The organism is Streptomyces sp. NPDC057638, from assembly GCF_042800315.1.
Classification (GTDB): Bacteria; Actinomycetota; Actinomycetes; order Streptomycetales; family Streptomycetaceae; genus Streptomyces.
This window is the reverse complement of sequence record NZ_JBHVHF010000025.1, coordinates 1-22,975: the sequence shown is the minus strand read 5'-3', so window position 1 is coordinate 22,975 and position 22,975 is coordinate 1. Positions and strand designations below refer to the sequence as shown.

Here is a 22,975-nt window from a genome sequence, read left to right as displayed (position 1 = left end):
GTCCGAGGCGGGCACCGGCCGCCCAGGCCCGGAGGAGGCGCGGGATGCGGATACCGGTCGCGGCCCGCCGGGGCGCCCGCTGGTGCGTCACCGCCCGGAGCGGCCGCGCCCTGTCCGCCGTCGGGTGCGGCGCGCTCCCCGTGCTCGCCTTCCCCGCACCGTCCCTGTGGTGGTTCGCCCCGGTCGCCCTAGTCCCCTGGATCCTGCTGCTGGCGTCGGCCCCGACGGCCCGGCGGGCCGCGTACGAGGGCTGGCTCGGCGGCCTGGGGTTCGTCCTGGCCGTGCACCACTGGCTGATCCCGAATCTGCATGTCTTCACCCTCGTCCTGGCGGCGCTGCTCGGGGTTCTCTGGGCGCCCTGGGGGCTGCTGGTCCGCGCGCTGCTCGGCGGCGATCCCTCCCCCGGGCGGACGCTGGCGGCGCTCGCGGCCGTGCCGTCCGGCTGGCTCGTGATCGAACGGATCCGCTCCTGGGAGGGGCTCGGTGGCCCCTGGGGGCTGCTGGGCGCGAGCCAGTGGGAGGTCGGCCCGGCGCTCCGGCTGGCGTCGGTGGGCGCGGTGTGGCTGGTGAGCCTGCTGGTGGTGCTGGTGAACACGGCCGTGGCCGCGCTGATCGTGGCGCCCCGCGCCCGTACCGCCGTACTCACCGCGGGACTCGGCTGCGCGCTGACGGCGGCGGCGGTCGGCTACGCGGCGCCGGAGCCGAGGGAGGCCGGACGGGTCCGTATCGCCGTCGTCCAGCCCGGGGTGATCGGCGGACCGGGCGCCGGCCTCCCGGCGGAGCGCCGGTTCGCGCGGGAGGAGGAGCTGACCCGGGGGCTGGTGGGGCGGGAGGTGGACCTGGTGGTGTGGGGCGAGAGCGGGATCGGCGCCGATCTGGCCGAACGGCCGGACCTGGCGGAGCGGCTCGCGGCGCTCTCCCGTGCGGTGGGCGCCCCGCTGCTGGTCAACGTGGACGCCAGACGGCCGTCGGGCCAGGGCGCGCGACCGCCCGGCGAGGGCGCCATCTTCAAGAGTTCGGTCCTCATCGGCACGCACGGCCCCACCGGCGACCGCTACGACAAGATGCGGCTCGTGCCCTTCGGCGAGTACGTCCCCGCACGCGGGCTCCTCGGCTGGGCGACGTCGGTGGGCCGCGCGGCGGACGAGGACCGTGCCCGCGGTGCCGGGCCGGTGGTGCTGGCCCCGGGCGGCGGCGCGCCCCGGCTCGGCCCGCTGGTCTGCTTCGAGTCCGCGTTCCCCGATATGAGCAGGCACCTGGCCCGCGCGGGCGCGGAGCTGCTGGTGGTGCAGTCGGCGACCTCGACGTTCCAGGACAGCTGGGCGCCCGCACAGCACGCCTCGCTCGCCGCCCTGCGCGCCGCCGAGACCGGTCGCCCGGTGGTGCACGCCACGCTGACCGGGGTGAGCGCGGTGTACGGGGCCGGGGGAGCCAGGATCGGCCCGGCGCTCTCCACCCGGACCAGCGGCACCGGGATCTACGATGTCCCGCTGGCCCGGGGAAGCAGCCCCTACGCGCGTTCCGGCGACTGGCCGGTCCACGCGGCGCTCACCGTGCTGGCGGTGGTCTGCGCGGTGGCGGGGGCCCGTTCGCTCAGGAGATCCGGCCCGTTCGCGCCGACGGGGCCGACTGCTCCAGGGCGCTCAGCACGACCTGCTCGCACAGCTCGTGGGTCCGCAGAGCGTCCTGGGCGCTGACCACCGTTCCGGCGCGTACGGAGTCGAGGAAGCCGAGCACGGCCTGCTCGATGCCGCGCTGGCGGGCCACCGGAACCCAGTCACCGCGCCTGCGGATGGTGGGCTGGCCCTTGTGGTCGACGATCTCGGCGAGATTGCGGACCTCGCGCTTGCTGTCCTGACCCGCCACTTCGAGGATCTCCTCGGTGGAGCCGCTCAGGTGGTTCATGGTGCCGATGGCGGTGAAGCCGTCGCCCGAGAGCTGGAGCACGACATGGTGCAGGAGTCCGTCCACGGTCCGGGCCCGGACATCGGTGTGCTCGATGGTGCCGGGGACCAGGAAGCGCAGGGTGTCCACGACGTGGATGAAGTCGTCGAAGACGAAGACGCGCGGGTTCTCGGGGAGGCCGACACGGTTCTTCTGCATCAGGATCAGATCGCGCGGGTGCTCCAGGCACTGGGCGTAGCCGGGCGCCAGCCGCCGGTTGAAGCCGACGCCGAGGCTCACCCCGCGCGCCTCGGCGAGGTCCACGAGGTCGCGCGCGGCGGACAGCTCGTAGGCGAGGGGCTTGTCGACATAGGTGGGGACACCGGCCTGGAGCAGCTCGGTCACGATCCCCGGGTGGGCGGCGGTCGGCGCGTGGACGAAGGCCGCGTCCAGTCCGGCGGCGATCAGGGAGTCCAGGGTGGTGTGGCGCCGCTCGGACGGTACGCGGTAGGTGTCGCCGAGCTCTTCCAGGGTCGCGGGGGTCCGGGTCTGGAGGTGGAGTTCGACCCCGGGGAGCGTGCCGAGAACCGGCAGATACGCCTTGCGCGCGATGTCTCCGAGACCGATGCAGCCGACCTTCACATGCTCTCCCTGGTGATGAGGTGTCCTGTTCAGGCCCGGGATACGGGTCCGTGCGGGGCCCGGTCAGGATACGGGGGACCGGGCGGCCGCCAGTCGGCGATCCCGTCGAAGGCCCGTGCGGCGGCGGCCGGTCCGAGGCGGCCCGCCAGTGACATGAGCGCCGCGCGGACGGCGACGCCCGGCGCCGAGCGCACGCCCACCAGCCGGGCCACCCGGGCGCCTTGGCGGACGATCGCGGTGGTACGCGGCAGCCGGTCGGCGCTGTAGGCGGCGAGGGCGGTGGCGAGGTCGTCCCCGCCGAGGTGGTGGGCGAGGACGATGGCGTCCTCGACGGCCTGGTTGCCGCCCTGGCCGAGGTTGGGGGTCATGGCGTGCGCGGCATCCCCGACGAGGGCGGTCCGTCCGCCGTGGAAGGCGGGCAGCGGATCGATGAGGTGGTGGACGTCATGGCGCAGGATCCGTTCGGGCTCCATGGCGGCGATGGCCTCGGGGACGGGGTGGTGCCAGCCGCCGAAGCGGCGGCGGAGCTCCGCCTTCTCGTCGTCGGCGCGCCGCCCTTCGGGGGCGAGGGCGGCGGCGTACGCGTAGATCCGGCCGTCCTGGAGGGGCAGGCTGCCCCAGAGCGAGCCCGGCCCCCAGGTCTCGTGCGGGGCGAAGGGTTCACCGAGGCCGGGGATGACGCTGCGCCAGGTGGTGAATCCGGTGTAGCGGGGGCCGGGGTGGCGCGGGAAGAGTCGGCGGCGGGTGGCGGAGTGGATGCCGTCGGCGCCGATGACGAGATCGGCCGTGAACGCCTCCCCCGTCCCGGCGGTGTCGGCCGTGTCCGGCACGTCGGCTGTCCCGGTCGCGTCCGGCACGTCGGCTGTCCCGGTCGCGTCCGGCACGTCGGCTGTCCCGGTCGCCACGGTGACGCGGGCGGGACGGGCGCCGGGGAGACCGGGGTCGGTGAGGGCGGCGCGGGTTCCGGTGCGCAGGGTGCCCTCCGGCAGCCGCGAGGCGAGCCGCTCGATCAGGGTGGCGCGGTGGATGAGCACGATGGGTCCGCCGAAGCGGGCGGTGACCGCGGCACTGTCGGTACGGGAGAGCCAGCGGCCGCCCGGCGCCCGCAGCCCGCCCGCGCCCTGCCAGGAGGCGAGATCGCGGATCTCGTCGCCGAGGCCGATGACGTCGAGCGCGCGCTGGGCGTTGGGGGCGAGGCCGATGCCCGCGCCGACCGGCTCCAGGGACGGGGCGCGTTCCAGGACGGTGACCCGCCAGTCCCGCTGGGCCAGCGCGACGGCGGCGGTGAGGCCACCCACGCCGCTTCCGATGACGACCACATGACGCTCGGCCATACCGATCCCCTCCAACTACATCTGTAGTGACACCGGCGAGGCTACTACAGCTGTAGTGGGCGAGGTAGGTTGGCTCCATGGCAGACCCCACCCCGGGCCCGGGCCCGGCCAGCGGCTCCGGCGCCTCCGACGCCTCCGGCGGTTCCCCGGACCCGGCGCCGCTCCCAGGCCGCCCTGACCGTCCCGGATCGCCGCAGCGCCAGGCCCCGGGTCCACGCCCGGCCGCCCCGCCCGTCGGCCCCACGGGCGGCTTCCCCGCTCCGGGACCCGACAGCCGCCCGGCTACCGGCCCCGCGACCCATCCGGCGAGCGTTCCGGCGCCCGGCCCCGCGACCGGCCCCGGGCGGTCAGACACACGGCGGGCCGGTGCCTCCCCCTCGCGCGCCGAACTGATCGCGGACACCGCACTCGCCCTCCTCGCCGAACGGGGCATGCGCGGGCTCACCCACCGGGCCGTGGACGAGGCCGCCGCCCTGCCCCAGGGATCCACCTCCAACCACTTCCGCACCCGGCAGGCACTGCTGGAGGCCACGGTGCGGCGGCTGGCCGAACGCGACGCGGCCGTGCTGGACCTCGACGCACTCCGCACACCGGACGGGGGCGCCGCCGGGCTGGCCGACACCCTCGCGGGCGGGCTGCACCGCTATCTGACGGGCGGCACCGCGCTGCTCATCGCCCGCTACGAGCTCGCGCTGGAGGCGACCAGGCGACCGGAGCTGCGTACCGTCTACGACACCGCGGGCGCGCGGTTCCGCGCGCTGGTGACGGCGTTGCTGGAGGAGGCCGGATCCGCCGATCCACGGCGGCACGCGCGGACGCTGCTCGCCTGGACCGAGGGCACGCTCGTCAGCCACGCGGTGGGGGCGGACCGCGAGGAGCCGCCCTCGCTGGACTCCCTCCGCGCCTCCTACGGCGAACTCCTGCGCCCCCTGCTGCCCTGAAGGCCCGGCGAACGCCCACCGGCCCCGCCGCGTCCCGCCCTCGGCCTGCCCGGTCGGCCTTCCCCGTCAAGGAGCACACCCGGGCCGGTGACCGGCGCGGCACGGACCGGGCCGGGCGAAAGACCGGCGCGGGAGCGCGCCGGACGGAGGATGGGACAGATGGGTGAGGGGTGGGGTCACCCGTACGGATCATTGTCGGTGCCGTGCGTCGGTGAAGCACCCCGGCGCCCACCAGAGTTGCCCGGGTGACCAACCCGAAGAACCCGGACACCGGCCCGCTGCCCCCCACGGCCCGAGCCGTCGTCCGCACCCTCGCCCTCACCCTGTCGGGCCTCGCCGCCGCCGGCTGTGTCAGCGTGGACCCGGTGCCGCCGACGTCCGCGCCGCCGCGGCAGAGCCCCCCGCCGCCACGCAGCGCTCAGCAGCTCACCCAGGGACCCGCCCAGGAGACCCTCGGGTCCGGTACCCCGGCGCCCAGCGCCACCCGGCGCGACGCCACCACCGAGCCACACCACCGCCACGGGCGGACCGATGGCGGAGACGGAGGCGGTGAGCTGCCCCGGGCGCCGTGGTCGCAGCGCGACAGGGTGCCCGCGCCCCGGACACCCGCCCGGCCACCGCTGGACGGTGCCGATCCCTGCGCCCTCGGCGAGCGCCATGGAAGCTGGAGCGCGGACAGCGTCCAGTCCCAGATCTGCCGGGAGATCTACCGTCGCGCCCGGGGCTGAACCGGCCGGACCGGCTCACTCCTCGCGGAGGGTGCGCTCCAGCCGGGTGATCGCCGCCCGTACGTCCTGCCGGTGGCCGCCGTGGCCCTCGCCGCCTGGTCCGAGCGCGTCCGTCGCCGCGCGCGCTCGGGCCAGATGGACCCGCGCGGCCTCCGGCCGCTGGAGCTTCACATAGTCGACCGCGAGGTTCAGGTGGAGCGCCGGATAGAAGGCGCGGACCGCGAGCGCCGCCGGGATCCGGGCGGCGGGACCCTCCCGGCTGAGCCCGTCCGCCGCGGCCAGGGCTCTGAGGTCCCAGGCCAGCTCATCCCCGGGATCGTCCTGGGTGTCGGCCATGTAGTGGGCGAGGGTGCAGCGGTGCAGGGCGTCCCCCGCCTCGCCGATCTCCGACCAGAGCGCGCCGAAGCGGTTTCTGGCCTCTTCCCGGTCGCCGCCGTGCAGCAGCATCACCGCCTGCCCGATCCGGACCATGACCGGGTCGTGTGACGCCTCCGGCTCCCGCTCCCTCACCCTGGCCTCCCACGTCGGTGCGGCGCGGGGCGACGGGCCCCGCACCCCGACGCTAACCGCCGGGCCCGCCGATCCGGCTCAGGCGGGTACGCCGGTGCGGACCCGTGTCACCCCCCGGGCCCATCCCGGTGCCAGGACACCCGCTTCCCGGCCCGGCCGAGGCCCAGGACCGGGCCCCGGCTCCGGCCTCGGGACACCGGGACACGCGTTCCCAAGGCACTCCCCCCGGGGGCACTGACCGCACGGTTCCCCGTGCCGGGACAGGCCCTCCCCGAGCCTGCCCCGGCACGGCTGCGGCACCGGCACCGGGCCCGCTTCCGTACCGCCCGGAGGGCCCGCGCTCAGCCCAGGTTCGGAATGCGCCAGTCGATGGCCTCATGGCCCTGGGCCGCGACCGCCGCGTTGATCTGGGTGAACGGCGCCGAGCCGAAGAACTTCTTCGCCGAGAGCGGGGACGGATGCGCCCCCTTGACCACCACATGACGGGTCTCGTCGATCAGCGGCAGCTTCTTCTGGGCGTAGTTCCCCCACAGGACGAAGACGGCCGGGTCGGGACGGGCGGCCACCGCGCGGATCACCGCGTCCGTGACCTTCTCCCAGCCCTTGCCCTTGTGCGAGTTGGCCTCCCCGGCCCGCACGGTGAGGACCGCGTTGAGCAGCAGGACGCCCTGCTCGGCCCAGGGCATCAGATAGCCGTTGTCCGGGATGGGCAGACCCAGCTCGGCCTGCATCTCCTTGTAGATGTTCCGCAGCGAGGGCGGGGTCTTGACCCCCGGGCGCACGGAGAAGCACAGGCCATGGCCCTGGCCCTCGCCGTGGTACGGGTCCTGGCCGAGGATGAGGACCTTCACCCGGTCGAAGGGGGTGGCGGCGAGGGCGGCGAAGACCTCCTCGCGCGGCGGATAGACCGCCCCCTTCTCCCGCTCCTCCTCCACGAACTCGGTCAGCTCCTTGAAATAGGGCTGCGCCAGCTCATCGCCGAGGACGCCGCGCCAGGACTCGGGCAGCATGTCGGTGTCGGTCACGTCAAGAACCTCCGGAACGCGTGTGGTTGCCAGTCACAGAACCTACCGGCCCCCACTGACAACGGGCCCCGGACCCCGTCCTACCAGCTGGCCTTCCGATACAGCTCCCACATCTGCATCACCGTCTGCGGATCCAGTGTGCGCTCGGCGCCGCCGATCTCCTCATGGGTGGCCACATAGAGCTTGCCCTGCCACAGGGGCAGCAGCCGGACGTCGTCCGCGAGGATCCGCTGGGCCTGCGCGAAGGTGTCGGCCACGGCGCCCCGGTCCGTCTCCCGCCTGGTGGCGGGCAGCAGGACCTTGGTGATCACCGGGCTCTCGTACGGCGTCGCGAGCACGTTGTTCTCCCCGACGAAGGGCGCGATGAAGTTCTCCGCGTCCGGGAAATCGGGGAACCAGCCCCGGCCGAAGACGGGATAGGCGCCGGACTGGTAGCCCTTCTGGAACTCCGTCCACGGCTTGCCCTGGATGGTGACCGAGAACAGCCCCGAGGCGTCGAGCTGCCGTTTCAGCTCGGCGAACTCATTCGCCGTCGTCGAGCCATAACGGTCCGTGGTGTACCAGAGGCTGAGCTTGACCGGGGTCTCGACGCCGTCCTTCTCCAGGATCCTTCGCGCCTTGGCAGCATCGGGTTCGCCGAAGCGGTCGAAGAACTCGGTGGTGTGTCCGGCGATTCCCTTCGGCACCATCGAGTAGAGCGGTTCCGCGGTGCCCTGGTAGACCCGGCCGACGAGTTCGCCCCGGTCGATGACCTGCGCCAGCGCCCGGCGCACGGCGATCTTTCCGACGGCGGGGTCCTTGGGGTTCAGAACGAGATAGCGGATGTCGGCGCCGACGGTCTCCACCAGCCGCAGGTGCTCGTTGCCCGGTTCCTTCCCCTGGAGTTTGACCACGTCCTCCGAGGAGAGCCCCCGGTAGGTGGCGTCGATCTGCTCCTTCCGGAGCGCGGTCACCATCGCGGCGGAGTCCTGGAAATAGCGGATGGTGACGGCTTCGTTGCGCCGCTTCGCGAATCCCTTGTAGTCGTCGTTCCGCTCCAGCTCCGCCTTGTGCTTGGGGGTGTAGGAGCTGAGGACATACGGTCCGGACCCGGTGAGTCCGCCATCGTCGCGGAGCTTGTCCGCGGGGTACTTCTCCGGCGGTACGAGCGAGGTGGCGGGCGCGGCGAGAATGAAGGGGAACGTGGCGTCGGCGGTCTTCAGCCGGAAGGTGACCCGGTGGGCCCCGGTCGTCTCGATGGAGGCGAGGGAGTTGAGCAGACCGTTGGGGCCGCCGGGCACGTCGATGGTGCGGATGCGGTCGATCGAGTGCTTCACCGCTCGGGCGTCGAGCTTCTCGCCGTTGGAGAACGTCAGCCCCTCGCGCAGCTCACAGACGTAGACCGTGTTATCGCCCCCGGTGAAGGCGCACTTGCGGGCGGCGTCGGGCTGGGGCGCGCTGCTTCCGGTGGGAAAGCTCAGCAGGGTCTGGAAAACGTTTCGGTACAGCTCCCAGGAACCGTCCCAGGCCTCCGCCGGATCGAGCGTGGTGGGCGCGCTGGTCGTACCGACCACGATCTTCTGATTTCCATCCGCTTCCGCGTCCGCGAAAAGACCGCAGCCGACCAGCGGGAATATGCACGCCAGTGCCGCGACGGTCCGCAGGGAGGTCCGGTTGAACACGTGTACGCTCCTCGTTCGACCTGAATCGGCCGACCATATCGCAGCGCTGCAACGGGTCAACCTCGCGGTCCGGCCGGGGAGTTGAACGGGTCTGTTCCCGCTCGCGGGGCACTCGGCGCGACAGAAAAGCGGAAGGTAAAGCCCCCCTCAAAGGTGATCTTCGTCCGTCCGGAATGCGGAACGCGTCGTCCACGCATTCGGGTCGCGCACGGTCCGGGCCGCGGCGCGGACACATCGCGGCGCGGGAGTAACGGGGCAGCGCGGCACGGAAGCGGAGAGGCGCGGTAGCGCGGAATCACGGAATCCGGGGACCGGCGATTCACCGGGGCTCCGCCGCCTCCTCACCCCACCCCGGTGAATCACCGGACGATCACCGGAATTCCATGATCATCGATGTCCGGCCCGATCGCGCCCCCGTCACCGGATCCCGCTCACCGGATCCCGCCCGGTGAATCCCGGCGCGGCGAGACCCGGCGCGGCGGAACCCGGCTCAGTGAATCCCGGCGTTGAGGAAGAGCCCACCGTCCACGACCAGTGTCTGTCCGGTGATCCAGTCCGCCTCTCCCGAGGTGAGGAAGGCGGCCGCGCCACCCACGTCCTGGGGCATGCCCAGCCGGCCCAGCGGGTAGGAGGCCGCGATCTCGGCCTCACGGTCCTCGTAGAGCGCCTTGGCGAAGTTGGTCTTGATCACGGCCGGGGCGATGGCGTTCACCCGTACCCCCGGCGCCCATTCATGGGCCAGTTGCACGGTCAGATTCACCATGGCCGCCTTGCTCATCCCGTAGGCGCCGATGAACGGGGACGGCGCCAGCCCCGCGACCGAGGCGATGTTCACGATCGCACCGCCGTTCTCCCGCTGCCAGGCCCGGTAGGTCCGCTGGGCGAAGCCGAGCGCCGAGACCACATTGGTCTCGTACACCTTGCGTGCCACGCCGAGGTCGAGTTCGGCGAGCGGACCGTAGACCGGGTTGGTCCCGGCGTTGTTCACCAGGAAGTCGACCCGGCCGAACGCCTCCAGGGTCCGTTCGACCGCCTCCGTCTGGTGGGCCTCGTCATGCGCCTTGCCCGGCACGGCGATCACCCGGTCCCGGCCCAGCCGGGCCACGGCCTCCGCGAGGGCCTCCGCGCCCCGGCCGGTGACACAGACCCGGTCGCCGCGTGCCACCAGCGCCTCGGCGACCGCGTACCCGATACCTCTGCTCGCGCCCGTGACCAGCGCGACCTTGCCGCTCTCCGGCCTCTCCACCGTCATCTCCGGCCCCGTCTCAGTCGAGCGGCCCGCCGGCCACGTACAGCACCTGGCCGGAGACGAAGCCCGCGTCGTCGCCCGTGAAGAAGGCGATGGCGTTCGCGACGTCCTCGGGGCGGCCGACACGCTGCACGGGGATCTGCGCGGCGGACGCCGCCTGGAGCTCGTCGAAGCCCACCCCGATCCGGGCGGCCGTCCCGGCGGTCATGTCGGTGACGATGAAGCCGGGCGCGACGGCGTTGGCCGTGACGCCGAACTTGCCGAGCTCCTTGGCCAGGGTCTTGGTGAAGCCCTGGAGACCGGCCTTGACGGCGGAGTAGTTGGCCTGACCACGGTTGCCGAGCGCGGAGGACGAGGAGAGCGAGACGATCCGCCCGAACCCGGCGTCCACCATGTGCTTCTGAGTGGCCCGGGACATCAGGAAGGCGCCCTTGAGGTGCACGTTCATCACCGTGTCCCAGTCGGACTCGGTCATCTTGAAGAGCAGGTTGTCCCGGAGCACCCCGGCGTTGTTGACGAGGATGGTGGGCCCGCCGAGTTCCTCGGCCACCCGCGCCACGGCCGCCTCCACCTGGGCGGCGTCCGCCACGTCACAGCCGACGGCGAGGGCGGTCCCGCCGGCCTTGGTGATCCGCTCGACGGTGTCCGCGCAGGCGCTCTCGTCGAGGTCGAGCACGGCGACGGCCCGGCCGTCGGCGGCCAGCCGTACCGCGGTCGCGGCGCCGATGCCACGGGCCGCTCCGGTCACGACGGCCACGCGCCGCTCGGTGGTGGACATGCTGGTTCTCCTCGCGCTGGGGTCCTTGGTAGCGGCTGTTCGCCTCCGGGGCGCTCGCGTCGGGATTCTCGCGCCCGACGCGCTCGATCGCTCGTGCCTCACGGTCTCCGCGCGGTGGCGACCACCCCCAGGCCCCCGCCTGGGGGCGCGCCCCTGTGGCTCACAACCGGCCGCACCGCCCGGCCCACCGGGTGAGCGACCGCTTAGTATCATGCGAAGGCGACGCTAGAACCCCGTACAGCCAGTGTCAATGGCGGCCGTGGCCGCCGCGGGGGCGCGTCCCCTGGCGATATCGGGACCGCACCCGTCCGCGGCAGCCCCCCGGCCCTCAGCGCACCAGCAGGTCCAGCAGCCGGTCCACCTCCGAGGCCGGGTCCGTCGTCAGACCGGTGTGGACCGGGCCGGGCTGGACCACGGTCGAGCGGGGGGCTATCAGCCACCGGAAGCGGCGGCCCGCGTCATCGGACGCGGCCTGACCGGCCGCCTCCCCACCCGCGCAGATCCGTTCCACGGCACTCAAGGCGGCGCGCACCCCGGTCACATCGGCACCGGGGTCAAGCGCCCTCAGCTTGGACTCGTCCAGCAGGGTGCGCGCCGCCACCAGGGAGCGGGCCCGGGAGTAGACCACCACTCCGGCGTTGAAGCACTCGCCACGCTCGACCCGGGGGACGACCCGCAGCAGGGCGTACTCGAAGACCTCGCGCTCGCTCACGCGTCCCCTCCAGCGTTCGTACGGCCGGTGAGCCAGCCGGGGGCCTGTGACGGGCGCGGCGCGGACGGCTCGCCCAGGGTGATACGGGTGTGGATGGATCCCGCGCGGGCCAGGAGCGCCTCGGTGTAGGCGCGCCGCAGCGCGTCGGTGGTGTCGAAGCCGGGCTCGTCGACCAGCCACTCGTCGGGGACGTCGGCCGCCACCTCGGTGAGCAGCTCCTCGGTGACCAGGGGCGCGAGATCGGCCGCGGCCGCGGCGACATCGGGTGAGAAGCGGGCGAGGGCGTGGTCGGAGGCGTCGTAGGGCTTGGCGACGGAGGCGGCGGCTCCGGGCCAGTTGTGGTGCCAGATCATGGTGGCGCCGTGGTCGATGAGCCAGAGGTCGCCGTGCCAGATGAGGGTGTTGGGGTTGCGCCAGGAGCGGTCGACGTTGTTGATCAGCGCGTCGAACCAGATGACGCGCCCGGCCTCGGCGGGGCCGACCTCGTAGGCGAGCGGGTCGAAGCCGAGCGACCCGGGGAGGAAGTCCATCCCCAGGTTGAGCCCGCCGCTGGCCTTGAGCAGTTCCTGGACCTCCTGGTCCGGCTCGCCGAGCCCGATGACGGGGTCCAGCTGGATCCCGACCAGTTCGGGGACGCGCAGCCCCAGCCGTCGGCCCAGCTGGCCGCAGATGACCTCGGCGACGAGGGTCTTGCGGCCCTGTCCCGCGCCGGTGAACTTCATGACGTAGGTGCCGAGGTCGTCGGCCTCGACGATCCCCGGGAGCGAGCCGCCTTCACGCAAGGGCGTGACATAGCGGGTCGCCGTGACTTCGGAAAGCATTGGCCCACACTACGACGGACCAGCGCGGGGCCCGTGCCGCCACCCTCCCGGCGCTCCGCGCTCGACCGCGTCACCAGGGTCGCGCGCCACCCCCGCCGACTCCCGCGCCGACCGCGCCACCAAGGTCGCGCGCCACCCCGCCGACTCCCCTTCAGGCTCCGATCCAGACTCCCGTTCAGGCTCCCGCCAAAACCGTTTGCCCGCCTGCCCCCACCCGTGCGCAGGATCCCTTGATGCGCACCCATGAGCTCCACGCCCCCGACTTCCCCGACCAGTTCGCCCGCACCCGCCGCTTCTCCCTCGGCCTCCCCCAGCGCGTCACCGTCTCCCCCGACGGCTCCCGTGTGCTCTTCGTCCGCACCACCGCGGGCGATGACCCCGTCAGCCGTCTATGGCTCCTCGCGGACGGCCGTGAGCGGGTTCTCGCCGACCCGTCGGCGCTCGGCGCCGCCTCGGACGCCTCCCTCCCCGAGGCCGAGCGCGTCCGCCGGGAGCGGGCCCGGGAGACCGCCTCCGGCGTGGTCGCGTACGCCACCGACGCCGGGGTCCGGCTCGCCGCCTTCGCCCTCGGCGGCGAGCTGTGGGTGGTGGGGACCGACGGGAGCGCGGCACGCCGCGTCGGGACGGCGGGACCGGTCGTCGACCCGCGTCCGTCCCCTGACGGCACGTGGATCGCGTACGTCAGTGGGGGCGCGCTCCGGCTCGTCAGGTCCGACGGGAGCGGCGACCGGCCGCTCGCGGTGCCCGAGGCCCCGGAGGTGTCCTATGGGCTGCCCGAGCACGCCGCGGCCGAGTCGATGGGCCGGACGCGCGGCTATTGGTGGGCGCCCGACAGCGCGGCGCTCTTGGTGGCGCGCGTGGACACGGCTCCTGTGGGGCGTCTGTACGTGACGGACCCGGCCGAACCCGCCCGGCCGCCCCGGTCCGCCCCGTACGCCATGGCCGGGACCGCCAACGCGCGGGTGAGTCTCCTGGTGGCGCGCGTGGACGGTACCCGCGTCCCGGTCGCGCTGCCCACGGAGGCTCCGGAGGCCACGCATCCGCGGGGAGCCTGGACGGACCGCGCGTTCGAGTACGTCGCGGCGGCGGAGTGGGACGCCCACGGTCCCACCGCCCTGGTCCAGACCCGCGATCAGCGCACGACCCAGTGGCTCGCCGTCGACCCGGCGACGGGCGCGAGCGAGGTACTCGGGTCGCGGCGGGACGCCGCGTGGGTGCCGCTGGTGCCGGGCGTCCCCTCCCGTACGGCGTCCGGGACACCGGTGTGGACGTTCACGGGCGAGGACGACCTGGAGCGGCTCGCGGTCGGTGACGCGCGCTCCCCCGCGGGCCTCCAGGTCCGGGAGGTCTTCGGAAGCGCCGGGGAGCGCGTCTACTTCCAGGCGAACGGGGAGGAGCCGACGGAGATCCACGTCTGGTACCACGACCCGGCCTCGGGTTTCGTCCGTCTGAGCGAGGGGCCGGGCGTGCATGCCGCGGTCGGGTTCGGCGACGACACCGTCGTCCTGGAGAGCACCACCTGGTCGGGCCGGACCGTGACCGTCCGCAGCGGTGGCAAGGACACCGGGCGGATCGCGGTGCGCGCGCAGGAGCCCGTGGTGACGCCGCGCCCGTCGCGTCTGGTCCTCGGGGGGCGCGCGCTGCGCTCCCATCTCCACCTCCCCTCCTGGTACGAGGAGGGGGCGGGCCCGCTGCCGGTGCTGCTCAACCCGTACGCGGGGCCGAACATGCAACTCGTGGTGGAGGCACGGTCCTGGTGGAGCACGGTGTCACAGTGGTTCGCCGAACAGGGCTTCGCGGTGCTCGTCACGGATGGGCGGGGCACCTCGGGCCGGGGCCGCGCCTGGGACACGGCGATCCACGGGGACCGGCTCACCCCGGCCCTGGAGGACCAGATCGACGCCCTGCGCGCGGCGGCCGGACTCCACCCCGGGCTGGACCTGTCCCGGGTCGCGATACGCGGCTGGTCCTACGGCGGCTATCTGGCGGCGGGCGCGGTACTGCGCCATCCGGAGGTCTTCCACGCGGCGGTCGCGGGCGGCGCGCCGACGGACCGCCGGTTGTACGACACCCATTGGGAGGAGCGCTTCCTGGGCCATCCGGAGCTCTTCCCCGGCGCCTACGACCGCAGTTCACTCCTCGCCGACGCGCACCGGCTCCGCCGCCCGCTGCTGCTGGTGCACGGCCTCGTGGACGACAACGTCCATGTGGCGCACGCCCTGCGGCTGTCGGCGGCTCTCCTGGAGGCGGGCCGTGAGCACAGCGTGCTGCCGTTGCCGGGTACCGGTCATCTGGTGACGCGAAGGGAACAGATGCGCGGCTTGTTGCTGCGGGAGCTGGAGTTCCTCGCGAGGTCCCTGGATCTCTGAGAGGCTGAACTCCTCGCGTCTCGGCCCCGTACCACACCGGGAACCGGCCACACAGGCCCGCGCGTTCTCGCGCCGACAGGGCAGTCAGGCCCGTGAAGAGTGAGGAGTCACACCATGAGCGGATCACAGAGCCGTGGGACCGCCGCCCGCCGTACGCTCACCCGCCGCACCGTCGTCGCGGCGGCGGGCGGCGCCGGACTCACCGCCGCCCTCGCCGCCTGCGGAGACGGCGGCGGAGGTGGCGGGGACGGCGGCGACGGCGAGCGCGTCGTCACGGAAGGCGGCGGAGACGGTGCGCGGGAGACCACCGCGTCCCCCTCGGAGCCCGTCGGCCCGGTGATCGCCCAGACCGCCGACATCCCCGAGGGCGGCGGCAAGGTCATCGGCGACCTGGTCATCACCCAGCCGTCACCCGGCCGGTACAAGGCGTTCTCGGCGAAGTGCACCCACCAGGGCTGCAAGGTCCGCTCGGTCAGCGACAACGTCATCAACTGCCCCTGCCACAACAGTGACTTCGACGCGGAGACCGGGGATGTCCAGGGCGGCCCGGCCCGGTCCCCCCTGCCCTCCCGGGCAATCCAGGTGGAGGCGGGCGCGATCAGGCTGGCCTGAGGCCCCCAGGCCGAGGAGAGCCCCCCTGGCCGCCCTCCGGTGCTCCGCGCCAGCACTCCCGTACCTCCGCGGTGCTCGCCACCGTCGCCACCAGTCCCAGCGTGTACCGGACCATCGCCCGGGTGTACACGGCGGGCACCCCGGCGATGGCGTCCTCCACCACGACCGCCGTATAGCCGAGGTTGACCAGGTCGAAGACGGCGTTGGGCACGGCCACATTGGCCGACACGCCGACGACCACGACGGTGCGGCGGCCGAGGTTGCGCAGCAGCGCGTCGACCCCGGTGCCCGCCAGCGGCGACAGACCGTGCAGCCGCCGCGTCACCAGATCCCCGTCCCCGACCGTGACCGGCGGCGCGATCCGTACCGCGTCGGTCCCCGCGAGCTGGCGCACCGGCAGTCGCTCGACCGCGCGGAACAGGGGTGCGTTCCGGTTCGCTCCCCGGCCGTCCGGCCGCCGTTCGGCGACCGCGTGGACCACCTGCACCCCGGCCGCGCGGGCGCTCTCCACCAGGTCCGCTATCCGCTCCAGTACGCCCGTCTCCCGTACCAGTGCGGCGAGTTCCGGGAGCGCGCTCCCCTCCCCCACCACCCCGCGCTGGCACTCGACGGTGAGCAGGGCGGTGGTCGCGGGCGCGATCCGCCGGGCGAGGGCGTCGGAGGGGGGCATGGCACCGGCCTTCCCGGGTTCCCCCGCCCCGTACGCACGCGGCCGTCGCGCATGAGGCCGTCGCGCACGGAGGAGGAACCGCTCTTGTTTTCTGACGTGACGTCAGCTACTTCTCGTCGGATACCAGCGGCGGCGGGAAGGGGCAACGATGGGCACCGGTCAGCGCCGACGGCGGCGGATCATGATGGACCCCGCCGAGCTGGACGCGTTCCTGTCCACCGCGCGCACCTGCCGGGTGGCCACGGTCGCGGCGGACGGAAGCCCCCATGTGAGCGTCCTGTGGTTCGTCTGGGACGGAACCGCGCTCTGGCTGTACTCGCTCGTGCGCAGCCGCCGCTGGTCGCAGCTGCGGCACGACCCCCGTATCGCGGTCGTCGCCGACACCGGTGAGGAGTACGGGGAGTTGCGCGGGGCGGAGCTGTCCGGGCGGGCGACGGTGGTCGGCGAGGTCCCCCGTACGGGAGAACCCTGCCCGGAACTCGACGCACCGGAGGCGCTCTTCGCCCGCGCGCACTTCGCGCTGGAGCGGATGCCCCACGACGGACGCCACGCCTGGCTGCGGCTGGTCCCGGACACCGTCCTCTCCTGGGACATGCGCAAGCTGGGCTGACGGCACCGGCCGGTCGCGGGCGCCCCGGCCCCAGCCGCACCGCTGTGACCAGGAAGGTCCACCGGCCCGCGCCACCCCGCACGACCCCACGGGCACCAGACGCCACGGGGCCACGGCACACCCCATGCCGGTCACCGCACCGGCGGCTCAGCCGTAGCGGCGCGGCCGCCCCGGCGTCAGCGCCGCGGCCACCGCGTCGGCCAGCGGAACGATGTCCGCCGCCGTCAGTCCGGACACGGTCACCCGTATCCCGGGCCCCGTCCCCAGCCGGTACCGCGCGCCGGTCGCCACCGCCCAGCCCGCGTGCAGCAGCCCCGCCACGGCCGCGGTCTCGTCCGGCACGGGCACCCAGACATTCATCCCGCTGCGCCCGTGTGCCACCACGCCCCGCTCCGCCAGCGCCCGCACCAGGGCGTCCCGACGGCTCCCGTACGACGCCGCGACGGCCCGCGGATCGACGGCGCCCGAGGCCCACAGTCCCGCGACGGCGCGCTGGGCGATCCTGCTCACCCAGCCGGGTCCGAGCCGCTGACGACCCGTGACCCGGTCGAGGGTGAGCGGATCCCCGGTGAGGACCGCGACCCGCAGGTCGGGCCCGTACGCCTTGGCCGTGGAGCGTACGAAGGCCCAGCGCTCCGTCGCACCCGCGAGCGGGTGGAGCGGAAGGTCGACGATGCCGTGGCCATGGTCGTCCTCGATGACGAGGGCGGCGGGGAAGCGGGCGAGGACCGCGCGCAGCAGCCGCGCCCGTTCCCCGGTGATCGCGGCACCGGTCGGGTTCTGCGCCCGGTCGGTGACGATGACGGCCCTGGCCCCGGCGGTGAGCACCCGCTCCAGCGCCTCCGGCAGCGGCCCCTCGTCGTCGACGGCCATCGCCATCGGGCGCAGCCCGAGCGCGGGGACGAGATCGAGCACGTTCCCCCAGCCCGGGTCCTCCACGGCGACACCGTCCCCGGGCCGCAGATGGGCGCCGAGGACCCGCTCGACGGCGTCGAGGGACCCGGAGGTGACGGCCAGGGCACCGGCCGGTACCCCGTCGGCGTCCAGCGCGGCCCGCGCGAGCCGCTCGAACTCCGGGTCGACCGGCTCCTCCCCGTAGAGCCCCGACCGCCCGCCGTCCCCGCGCACGGCCGCGGCGAACACCGCGTCGATCCGCGGCAGGAGTACGGGATCGGGGTTGCCGGAACACACATCGCGCACCCCCGGCGGCGCCTCGACCCCGAGCGAGTGGCGGGGGGTGCTCGCCGGTCGCGCGCGCACCCGGCTCCCCCGGCGGCCGTCCGTCGCGATCACCCCGCGCTCCCGCAGCACGCGGTACGCGGCGGCGACGGTGTTGGGGTTGACGCCCAGCTCGGCCGCGAGCTCCCGCAGCGGCGGCAGCGTCTGTCCGGGCTCCAGCGCGCCGGAGCCCACCCCGCTCTCGACACTGGCGGCGATCTCCGATGCGCGGCGCCCTTGGATTCGATACTCTCCTAGCACAAAAGCCATTATGCACTAATACAAAGGATGCCGCATGTCCCACAGCCCCCACTCCTCCGGCCCGCTCGATGACTACGGCCCCACCGAGCGCACCGTTCCCACCCGTTCCAAGGAGCGCGCCTCCTACGACCGCGCCACGGTCCACGCCCTCCTCGACGACGAATACGTCTGCCACCTCGGCTTCATCCGCGACGGCGCGCCCGTCGTCCTGCCGACCCTCTACGCCCGGGTCGGCGAGCGGATCTACGTCCACGGGTCGACCGGTTCCCGCCCGATGCGGGCCGCGGACCCCGGCCTCGCGGTCTGTCTGACCGTGACCCACGTCGACGGACTGGTCCTCGCCCGCTCGGCCTTCCACCACTCGATCAACTACCGCTCCGTGGTCATCCACGGCACCGCGTACCAGGTGGCCGACCCCGAGGAGAAGCGCCTCGCCCTGGACGCGCTCGTGGACGCGGTCGTTCCCGGCCGCGCCGCCGACTCCCGCCCGGCGAACGCGCGGGAACTGGCGGCGACCGCCGTGGTCCGGCTGGACCTCGCCGAGGCATCGGCGAAGATCCGCACCGGCCCGCCCAACGACGAGGCCGAGGACATGGACCTGCCGCACTGGTCGGGCGTGGTGCCCCGCACCCGCGTCTACGGGACACCGATACCGTCGTCCGACCTGGACCCGTCGATCGGGCTGCCGGAGTACCTGGCGGGCCGCTGAACGGGTGGCCCGTGCGGGCCGGGTGGCGCCCCGTCGGACGCGGTGCCGCGGGGTCACCCCCGGGAACGACGGCGGTGACCCCGCGTGTCGCGTGACACCCAGGTCGCCGCCGTCCCCGCACGCCCCCGGCCCCTATGGGTTCGTCACCGGGGGTTCTCCCGGGACGGCGGGGCCTGCGGGAGGAGAACCGCGAGGAGAACCGCCGCCAGCAGCAGGGCCGAGCCCGCGACCGTCGGGAGGGTGAGCCGCTCGTCCAGCAGCGTGACCGCGAACAGGGCCGCGCTCACCGGTTCCAGGAGCATCACCACCGAGACCGTCGCCGCCCGTACCACCGCCGCGCCCGCGAAGTACAGCACGTACGCCAGAGCCGTGGGCACGGCGGCCACATAGACCAGCAGCGAGACGACCCGGAGCAGTTCCTCCGTATCCCGCGCGCTGGGGAGGAGGCCCTCGGCCGCCGCCATCGGCAGCAGCGCGGCGGCGCCGATGGCGAAGGCCCACGCGGTCGTGGCGAGCGCGTCTCCCCCGCCGTCGCGGCCGAGCCAGCGGGCGAGCAGGGTGATGGCCGCGTATCCGGAGGCGGACAGGAGCGCGAGGACGACTCCGGCGGGCCGGACCGTGCCGCCTCCGTCGCCCAGGGCCAGAACGCCGAGCCCGGCGAGCGCGCCGCCGACGGCGAGGAGCCCGCCGCCGCCGAGCCGCTCGCCCAGGGTGAGCCGGGCGCCGAGGGCGATGAGCACCGGACCCGTCCCCAGGGTGACGACGGTGGCGACGGCGAGCCCGGTGGCCTCCACGGCGGCGAAGTAGGCGCTCTGGAAGACGGTGAGCCCGATACCCGTTCCCAGAGTCCGCGCCAGCCTGCGGGAGCGGGGTTCGACCGCGGTACGGGGATGCCGGGTCCCTCGCGTACGGGTGCCCTTCGCACGGGACCCTCGCGTACGGGTGCCCTTCGTACCGGACCCTCGCGTACGGGTGCCCTTCGCACCGGACCCTCGCGTACGGGCGTCGCGCAGCGCGAGCACCGCGCCGAGCAGCAGCAGCCCTCCGGCACAGCGCCAGAAGGAGAGGGCGAGCGGCCCGAGATCGCCGCTCGCGAAGACAAGGGAGGCGGCGGCCCCGGCGGTACCCCAGGCGAATCCGGCGATGACCAGGTAGATGAGGCTCCGCCTGGCACTCAGGGCGGGGGCGGGGTGCTCGGCCCCATGGGCGGGGGACAGGGCCGAAGGACCGGTGGATACCACCGGGCGATGAGACGACACGTGAGATCTCCGAGGGAGAAGAACGGGTGAGGGATCGCTCCGCGCTCGCGCGCGGACAGCGGCGACCCGCCCGGGGGCGACACCCCGGACCCGGTCTTCTTCAACCCGCCGCCCGCGCTAGGCGGCGGGAGGCGGCAGCACGGTCGAATGCATGATCGGCATCCTAGAGCGTCTCCGATGGATCAGGGCGGGTCAGCGAGCGAGATCTGGCGCGCAGAGCGCTCCCTCCCACTCCCCCTGGGCCTGGCGGCCGGGGGCCCGGGGCGGCGCCTGGGCACGATCCACCAGAGGCGCCCTAAGGTCCGGTGTGTCCGGCCTGTCCGGTGTGTTCGGCCGGCAACTCCCCCTCGTCCGGCACCGCTCCGGAATCAGACCGTCCGGAGTCAGACCGTCCGGAGTCAGACCGTCCGGAGTCAGACCGTCCGGAGTCAGACCGTCCGGCGGCGGTCGTCCCATCACCCGGCGCCACCGCTCCTCCGGCCGCCACGGGCCCCGCCGAGGGGGCCTTCGGCGCCTGCGACTGCGCGATGAACGCGCCCGCGAGCACCAGCGCCCCGCCGAGGATCTGCGGCAGGGAGAGGTGTTCGCGCAGCAGCACCCAGGCCAGCACGGTGGCGATGACCGCCTCCAGACAGGCCACGACCCCCGCGACCTGCGGTGACAGCTTCCGTACCGAGATCACCCCGGTCACATAGGCGACCACCGTCGCGATCAGCACCACCCACGCCAGCAGCAGCCACGCGGCCACCGGCGTCCCACCCATGTCCACCTCTCCCGCGAGGACCGAGGCATCCATGCCCCAGGGCCGGGCGACGACGGTCAGGGCGAGGGTGCCGACGATCAGCCCGTAGGCGATGACCCCCAGCGGGTCCGCGCGGTCCTCGTCATCGGCGCCGTGGTCGGAGAGGACGAAGTAGCACGCCTGGCAGCAGGCACCGCCGAGCGCCAGCAGCAACCCGATCACATCGAAACTGAGCCCGGCCCAGAACTCGACGACACACGCGAGACCGGTGACGGCGAGCACCACGCCGACAGCGGCGGCCCGGGTGACCTGTCGGCGCTGGACGAAGCGGATATAGCCGAGGACGAGCGCCGGGGCGAGGTACTCGATCAGCAGCGCGACCCCGACCGGGATCCGGGAGAGGGAGGCGAAGTAGAAGGTCTGCACCCCGGCGACGGCGAGCAGTCCGAAGCCGGTGAGCAGCGCGGGCTTGCGCCGCAGCAGGCTCCGGTGGCGCCAGGCCAGCGGGAGCATCACCAGCGCCGCGCCGGTCACCCGGAGCCACACCACGTGCAACGGGTCGAGCCCCGCCTCGATCAGCGGCTTGGCCGCGACCCCGGAACCACCGAACGCCACCGCCGAGACCAGGGCTATGCCCAGGCCGGCGCTTCCCCTCCGAGACGCCTGCATCGGCACATCATGGCAGCGCCCACCAGCGGGGTCGACCCCTGATCTGCCGCCGGACCAGCGGTCTTGCGGTCATGATCGATCCATTCACGATCCGCGCTGCGGCCCCGGGAGCCACCTCCTCCGGCACCCCTCCAGACCACCTCAGGCGATCTTCGCCCACCGCGCGCCCACGCCGCCCGGGTACACCCCCGCCGCGTACTCACACCACGCACTCACACCACGCACTCGCACCACGCCCGGAAACTCCCACCGCGCACTCCACCACCCCCAGCCACCCCCGCCGCGCACTCACCACCACTCCCAGCCGCCCCGCGGCCCGCTCACGCCGCCTCCGCACACCCCCGCAGCCGGTCCAGATCGACGCCCGCCCGGCGCAGGACCTCCACCGCCCGGGAGGAGGGGTCCGCCGCCAGCGCCATCAGCAGATCGGCCCCCGCCACCCGTTCACCTCCGCGCGCCCGCGCGCACTCCGACGCCCGGTCCATCGCCGCGACCGCCGAGGGCGACCAGCCCGCCGTGTCCCAGACCCCCAGGGGTACGCGGGGGAGGGAGCCCGGCCGCTCCACCGCCCCGCGCCAGCGCAGTCCGTAGCCGATGCTGCGCTGGACGAGGTAACCGAGCACCCGCGCCCCACGGCAGCCGAGCGCCGCACGGGCGCCGGGGTCGGATTCGATCAGTGAGTGCAGCAGATGGGCGGTGTCGATCGCCGGGTCGCCGTCGCGCTGCGCCCTGCGGCGGGCCGCCGCGACCACGGACGCCAGCTCGGGGGTGAGTGCCGCGCCCAGCGGATCGGCCGGACCGAGACCACCAGGGAACGGAGGGGACTGCCGGGGTGTGTGGGGCGTAGAGCTCTGCACACGCCCCACCCCATCAGAGACGGCGACCCGGCGCGTCCCCGTGAGGTGCCATCCGCGTATCCCACCGAAGGTGGGCACAGACAGACGGTTTCTCCTCCTTATGAAGGAGATCGCGGCATTTCATTCTCAGGGCGCGTGCGCCGGGCGTACACGCCCCCCACATCTCTGACAGTTCATCAGTATTGAATGTTCCCCGGGTACCGGCTACGTTCCGCGACATCGTGACCGACGCGGAGGGGTGATCCCATGGTCGACGTCAGCGCCGAGGCCCGCATCGAGGCACCGCCCGCGAGGGTCTGGGCCCATCTCACCGACTTCAGCGCCCACGGCCGCTGGAGCGCCACCCACACCAGCTTCCCCCGGGGTGGCCCCGCGCCCCTGGAGGCGGGCGCCGCCTACACCGAGAACATGAAGCTGATGGGCTTCCCCGCCGAGGTCGCCTGGACGGTCGAGGAGGTCGTCCCGGACCGCTCCCTGGCCATCAAGGGCAAGGGCCCGATGGGGGTCACCGTCGGCACCCGCTACACGCTCACCCCGGACGGCGACGCGACCGTGATGCGTATCGACGGCGCGTTCACGGGCGCCGCCGTCGCCATGATGGCGGCGAAGCTGACGGAGTCGGCGACGGCCGCCCTGGAGGAGTCCCTGCGGCGGCTGGGCGCGCTGGCCACCTGAGCGGACCCGCGCCCCAGGACCGCGAGCGGGGCCCGCGCG

At 73.8% G+C, this 22,975-nt stretch carries 22 protein-coding genes; 8 read left to right on the top strand and 14 right to left on the bottom strand.

The window, feature by feature from the left end:
- Positions 1–44: 44 nt before the first annotated feature.
- Positions 45–1,697, top strand: a complete 1,653-nt coding sequence (gene lnt / locus ACFVIM_RS06205; protein ID WP_384299119.1) for an apolipoprotein N-acyltransferase — start codon at positions 45–47, stop codon at positions 1,695–1,697.
- On the opposite strand, the gene ACFVIM_RS06200 is transcribed toward lnt, so the two are convergent.
- Both ACFVIM_RS06200 and ACFVIM_RS06195 read right to left on the bottom strand, forming a co-directional pair.
- Entirely contained in the window at positions 1,594–2,526 is a 933-nt protein-coding gene (locus ACFVIM_RS06200; RefSeq protein ID WP_384299117.1) for a Gfo/Idh/MocA family protein, read from the bottom strand. The two genes, lnt and ACFVIM_RS06200, sit on opposite strands and share 104 nt — an antisense overlap.
- Before the next feature lie 29 nt (positions 2,527–2,555).
- Positions 2,556–3,860, bottom strand: coding sequence for an FAD-dependent monooxygenase (locus ACFVIM_RS06195; RefSeq protein WP_384299115.1), 1,305 nt, complete (start codon positions 3,858–3,860; stop codon positions 2,556–2,558).
- 389 nt (positions 3,861–4,249) lie between these two features.
- Here ACFVIM_RS06195 and ACFVIM_RS06190 point away from each other — a divergent pair, with 389 nt between their 5' ends.
- Both ACFVIM_RS06190 and ACFVIM_RS06185 read left to right on the top strand, forming a co-directional pair.
- On the top strand, positions 4,250–4,801 hold the full coding sequence (locus ACFVIM_RS06190; RefSeq protein WP_384299173.1) for a TetR/AcrR family transcriptional regulator: 552 nt from the start codon (positions 4,250–4,252) through the stop codon (positions 4,799–4,801).
- A 245-nt stretch (positions 4,802–5,046) separates the two neighbouring features.
- On the top strand, positions 5,047–5,529 hold the full coding sequence (locus tag ACFVIM_RS06185) for a hypothetical protein (RefSeq protein WP_384299112.1): 483 nt from the start codon (positions 5,047–5,049) through the stop codon (positions 5,527–5,529).
- A 15-nt stretch (positions 5,530–5,544) separates the two neighbouring features.
- On the opposite strand, the gene ACFVIM_RS06180 is transcribed toward ACFVIM_RS06185, so the two are convergent.
- The 7 genes from ACFVIM_RS06180 to ACFVIM_RS06150 all read right to left on the bottom strand — a co-directional run bounded on the left by ACFVIM_RS06180 (position 5,545) and on the right by ACFVIM_RS06150 (position 12,285).
- On the bottom strand, positions 5,545–6,000 hold the full coding sequence (locus ACFVIM_RS06180; protein ID WP_384299170.1) for a hypothetical protein: 456 nt from the start codon (positions 5,998–6,000) through the stop codon (positions 5,545–5,547).
- Between the two features lie 380 nt (positions 6,001–6,380).
- Positions 6,381–7,064 (bottom strand): uracil-DNA glycosylase, encoded by a 684-nt coding sequence (locus ACFVIM_RS06175; protein WP_384299111.1) that lies wholly within the window; start codon positions 7,062–7,064, stop codon positions 6,381–6,383.
- Between the two features lie 80 nt (positions 7,065–7,144).
- Positions 7,145–8,725 carry an ABC transporter substrate-binding protein gene (locus ACFVIM_RS06170; protein WP_384299109.1) on the bottom strand — a complete coding sequence of 527 codons (1,581 nt, stop codon included), beginning with the start codon at positions 8,723–8,725 and terminating at the stop codon, positions 7,145–7,147.
- A gap of 490 nt (positions 8,726–9,215) precedes the next feature.
- Positions 9,216–9,977, bottom strand: coding sequence for an SDR family oxidoreductase (locus ACFVIM_RS06165; RefSeq protein WP_384299106.1), 762 nt, complete (start codon positions 9,975–9,977; stop codon positions 9,216–9,218).
- A gap of 13 nt (positions 9,978–9,990) precedes the next feature.
- Positions 9,991–10,752, bottom strand: a complete 762-nt coding sequence (gene fabG, locus ACFVIM_RS06160; RefSeq protein ID WP_384299104.1) for a 3-oxoacyl-ACP reductase FabG — start codon at positions 10,750–10,752, stop codon at positions 9,991–9,993.
- A gap of 328 nt (positions 10,753–11,080) precedes the next feature.
- Positions 11,081–11,464, bottom strand: coding sequence for a DUF3037 domain-containing protein (locus ACFVIM_RS06155; RefSeq protein ID WP_384299102.1), 384 nt, complete (start codon positions 11,462–11,464; stop codon positions 11,081–11,083).
- Positions 11,461–12,285: a HipA family kinase gene (locus tag ACFVIM_RS06150; RefSeq protein WP_384299099.1), complete on the bottom strand. Its 825-nt coding sequence runs from the start codon at positions 12,283–12,285 to the stop codon at positions 11,461–11,463. Before ACFVIM_RS06150 ends, ACFVIM_RS06155 begins: the two co-directional genes overlap by 4 nt.
- A gap of 233 nt (positions 12,286–12,518) precedes the next feature.
- Between ACFVIM_RS06150 and ACFVIM_RS06145 the strand changes: the two genes are divergently transcribed.
- Together ACFVIM_RS06145 and ACFVIM_RS06140 are read left to right on the top strand one after the other, a co-directional pair.
- Positions 12,519–14,654, top strand: coding sequence for a prolyl oligopeptidase family serine peptidase (locus tag ACFVIM_RS06145; RefSeq protein WP_384299097.1), 2,136 nt, complete (start codon positions 12,519–12,521; stop codon positions 14,652–14,654).
- Between the two features lie 114 nt (positions 14,655–14,768).
- The gene (locus ACFVIM_RS06140) at positions 14,769–15,266 is read left to right on the top strand and encodes a Rieske (2Fe-2S) protein (protein WP_384299095.1); all 498 of its coding nucleotides are present in this window, start codon (positions 14,769–14,771) and stop codon (positions 15,264–15,266) included.
- Here the strand turns inward: ACFVIM_RS06140 and ACFVIM_RS06135 are convergent.
- Positions 15,253–15,936: an isochorismatase family protein gene (locus ACFVIM_RS06135; protein ID WP_384299092.1), complete on the bottom strand. Its 684-nt coding sequence runs from the start codon at positions 15,934–15,936 to the stop codon at positions 15,253–15,255. The genes ACFVIM_RS06140 and ACFVIM_RS06135 overlap by 14 nt on opposite strands.
- Positions 15,937–16,084: 148 nt before the next feature.
- Between ACFVIM_RS06135 and ACFVIM_RS06130 the strand changes: the two genes are divergently transcribed.
- Entirely contained in the window at positions 16,085–16,546 is a 462-nt protein-coding gene (locus ACFVIM_RS06130; protein ID WP_384299089.1) for a pyridoxamine 5'-phosphate oxidase family protein, read from the top strand.
- A gap of 147 nt (positions 16,547–16,693) precedes the next feature.
- Here ACFVIM_RS06130 and ACFVIM_RS06125 read toward each other — a convergent pair whose 3' ends face one another.
- Positions 16,694–18,025 carry an aminotransferase class I/II-fold pyridoxal phosphate-dependent enzyme gene (locus tag ACFVIM_RS06125; RefSeq protein WP_384299167.1) on the bottom strand — a complete coding sequence of 444 codons (1,332 nt, stop codon included), beginning with the start codon at positions 18,023–18,025 and terminating at the stop codon, positions 16,694–16,696.
- A gap of 34 nt (positions 18,026–18,059) precedes the next feature.
- Here ACFVIM_RS06125 and ACFVIM_RS06120 point away from each other — a divergent pair, with 34 nt between their 5' ends.
- On the top strand, positions 18,060–18,734 hold the full coding sequence (locus ACFVIM_RS06120) for a pyridoxamine 5'-phosphate oxidase family protein (protein WP_384299087.1): 675 nt from the start codon (positions 18,060–18,062) through the stop codon (positions 18,732–18,734).
- 143 nt (positions 18,735–18,877) lie between these two features.
- On the opposite strand, the gene ACFVIM_RS06115 is transcribed toward ACFVIM_RS06120, so the two are convergent.
- The 3 genes from ACFVIM_RS06115 to ACFVIM_RS06105 form a co-directional block, all read right to left on the bottom strand.
- On the bottom strand, positions 18,878–19,975 hold the full coding sequence (locus ACFVIM_RS06115; RefSeq protein WP_384299085.1) for a DMT family transporter: 1,098 nt from the start codon (positions 19,973–19,975) through the stop codon (positions 18,878–18,880).
- A gap of 313 nt (positions 19,976–20,288) precedes the next feature.
- Positions 20,289–21,404 (bottom strand): DMT family transporter, encoded by a 1,116-nt coding sequence (locus ACFVIM_RS06110; protein ID WP_384299082.1) that lies wholly within the window; start codon positions 21,402–21,404, stop codon positions 20,289–20,291.
- Between the two features lie 320 nt (positions 21,405–21,724).
- Positions 21,725–22,261, bottom strand: coding sequence for a Clp protease N-terminal domain-containing protein (locus ACFVIM_RS06105; protein ID WP_384299079.1), 537 nt, complete (start codon positions 22,259–22,261; stop codon positions 21,725–21,727).
- A 246-nt stretch (positions 22,262–22,507) separates the two neighbouring features.
- Here ACFVIM_RS06105 and ACFVIM_RS06100 point away from each other — a divergent pair, with 246 nt between their 5' ends.
- A complete protein-coding gene (locus ACFVIM_RS06100) occupies positions 22,508–22,936 on the top strand; it encodes an SRPBCC family protein (RefSeq protein WP_384299077.1) in 429 nt (142 codons plus the stop codon).
- Positions 22,937–22,975: the final 39 nt, after the last annotated feature.

Coding starts and splice junctions, on each gene's coding strand:
- ACFVIM_RS06120 (WP_384299087.1), top strand. CDS start 18,060: ATGTCCCACAGCCCCCACTCCTCCGGCCCGCTCGATGACTACGGCCCC.
- ACFVIM_RS06195 (WP_384299115.1), bottom strand. CDS start 3,860: ATGGCCGAGCGTCATGTGGTCGTCATCGGAAGCGGCGTGGGTGGCCTC.
- ACFVIM_RS06100 (WP_384299077.1), top strand. CDS start 22,508: ATGGTCGACGTCAGCGCCGAGGCCCGCATCGAGGCACCGCCCGCGAGG.
- ACFVIM_RS06180 (WP_384299170.1), bottom strand. CDS start 6,000: ATGGTCCGGATCGGGCAGGCGGTGATGCTGCTGCACGGCGGCGACCGG.
- ACFVIM_RS06140 (WP_384299095.1), top strand. CDS start 14,769: ATGAGCGGATCACAGAGCCGTGGGACCGCCGCCCGCCGTACGCTCACC.
- fabG (WP_384299104.1), bottom strand. CDS start 10,752: ATGTCCACCACCGAGCGGCGCGTGGCCGTCGTGACCGGAGCGGCCCGT.
- ACFVIM_RS06145 (WP_384299097.1), top strand. CDS start 12,519: ATGCGCACCCATGAGCTCCACGCCCCCGACTTCCCCGACCAGTTCGCC.
- ACFVIM_RS06130 (WP_384299089.1), top strand. CDS start 16,085: ATGGGCACCGGTCAGCGCCGACGGCGGCGGATCATGATGGACCCCGCC.
- ACFVIM_RS06165 (WP_384299106.1), bottom strand. CDS start 9,977: ATGACGGTGGAGAGGCCGGAGAGCGGCAAGGTCGCGCTGGTCACGGGC.
- ACFVIM_RS06110 (WP_384299082.1), bottom strand. CDS start 21,404: ATGCAGGCGTCTCGGAGGGGAAGCGCCGGCCTGGGCATAGCCCTGGTC.
- ACFVIM_RS06135 (WP_384299092.1), bottom strand. CDS start 15,936: ATGCCCCCCTCCGACGCCCTCGCCCGGCGGATCGCGCCCGCGACCACC.
- lnt (WP_384299119.1), top strand. CDS start 45: ATGCGGATACCGGTCGCGGCCCGCCGGGGCGCCCGCTGGTGCGTCACC.
- ACFVIM_RS06150 (WP_384299099.1), bottom strand. CDS start 12,285: ATGCTTTCCGAAGTCACGGCGACCCGCTATGTCACGCCCTTGCGTGAA.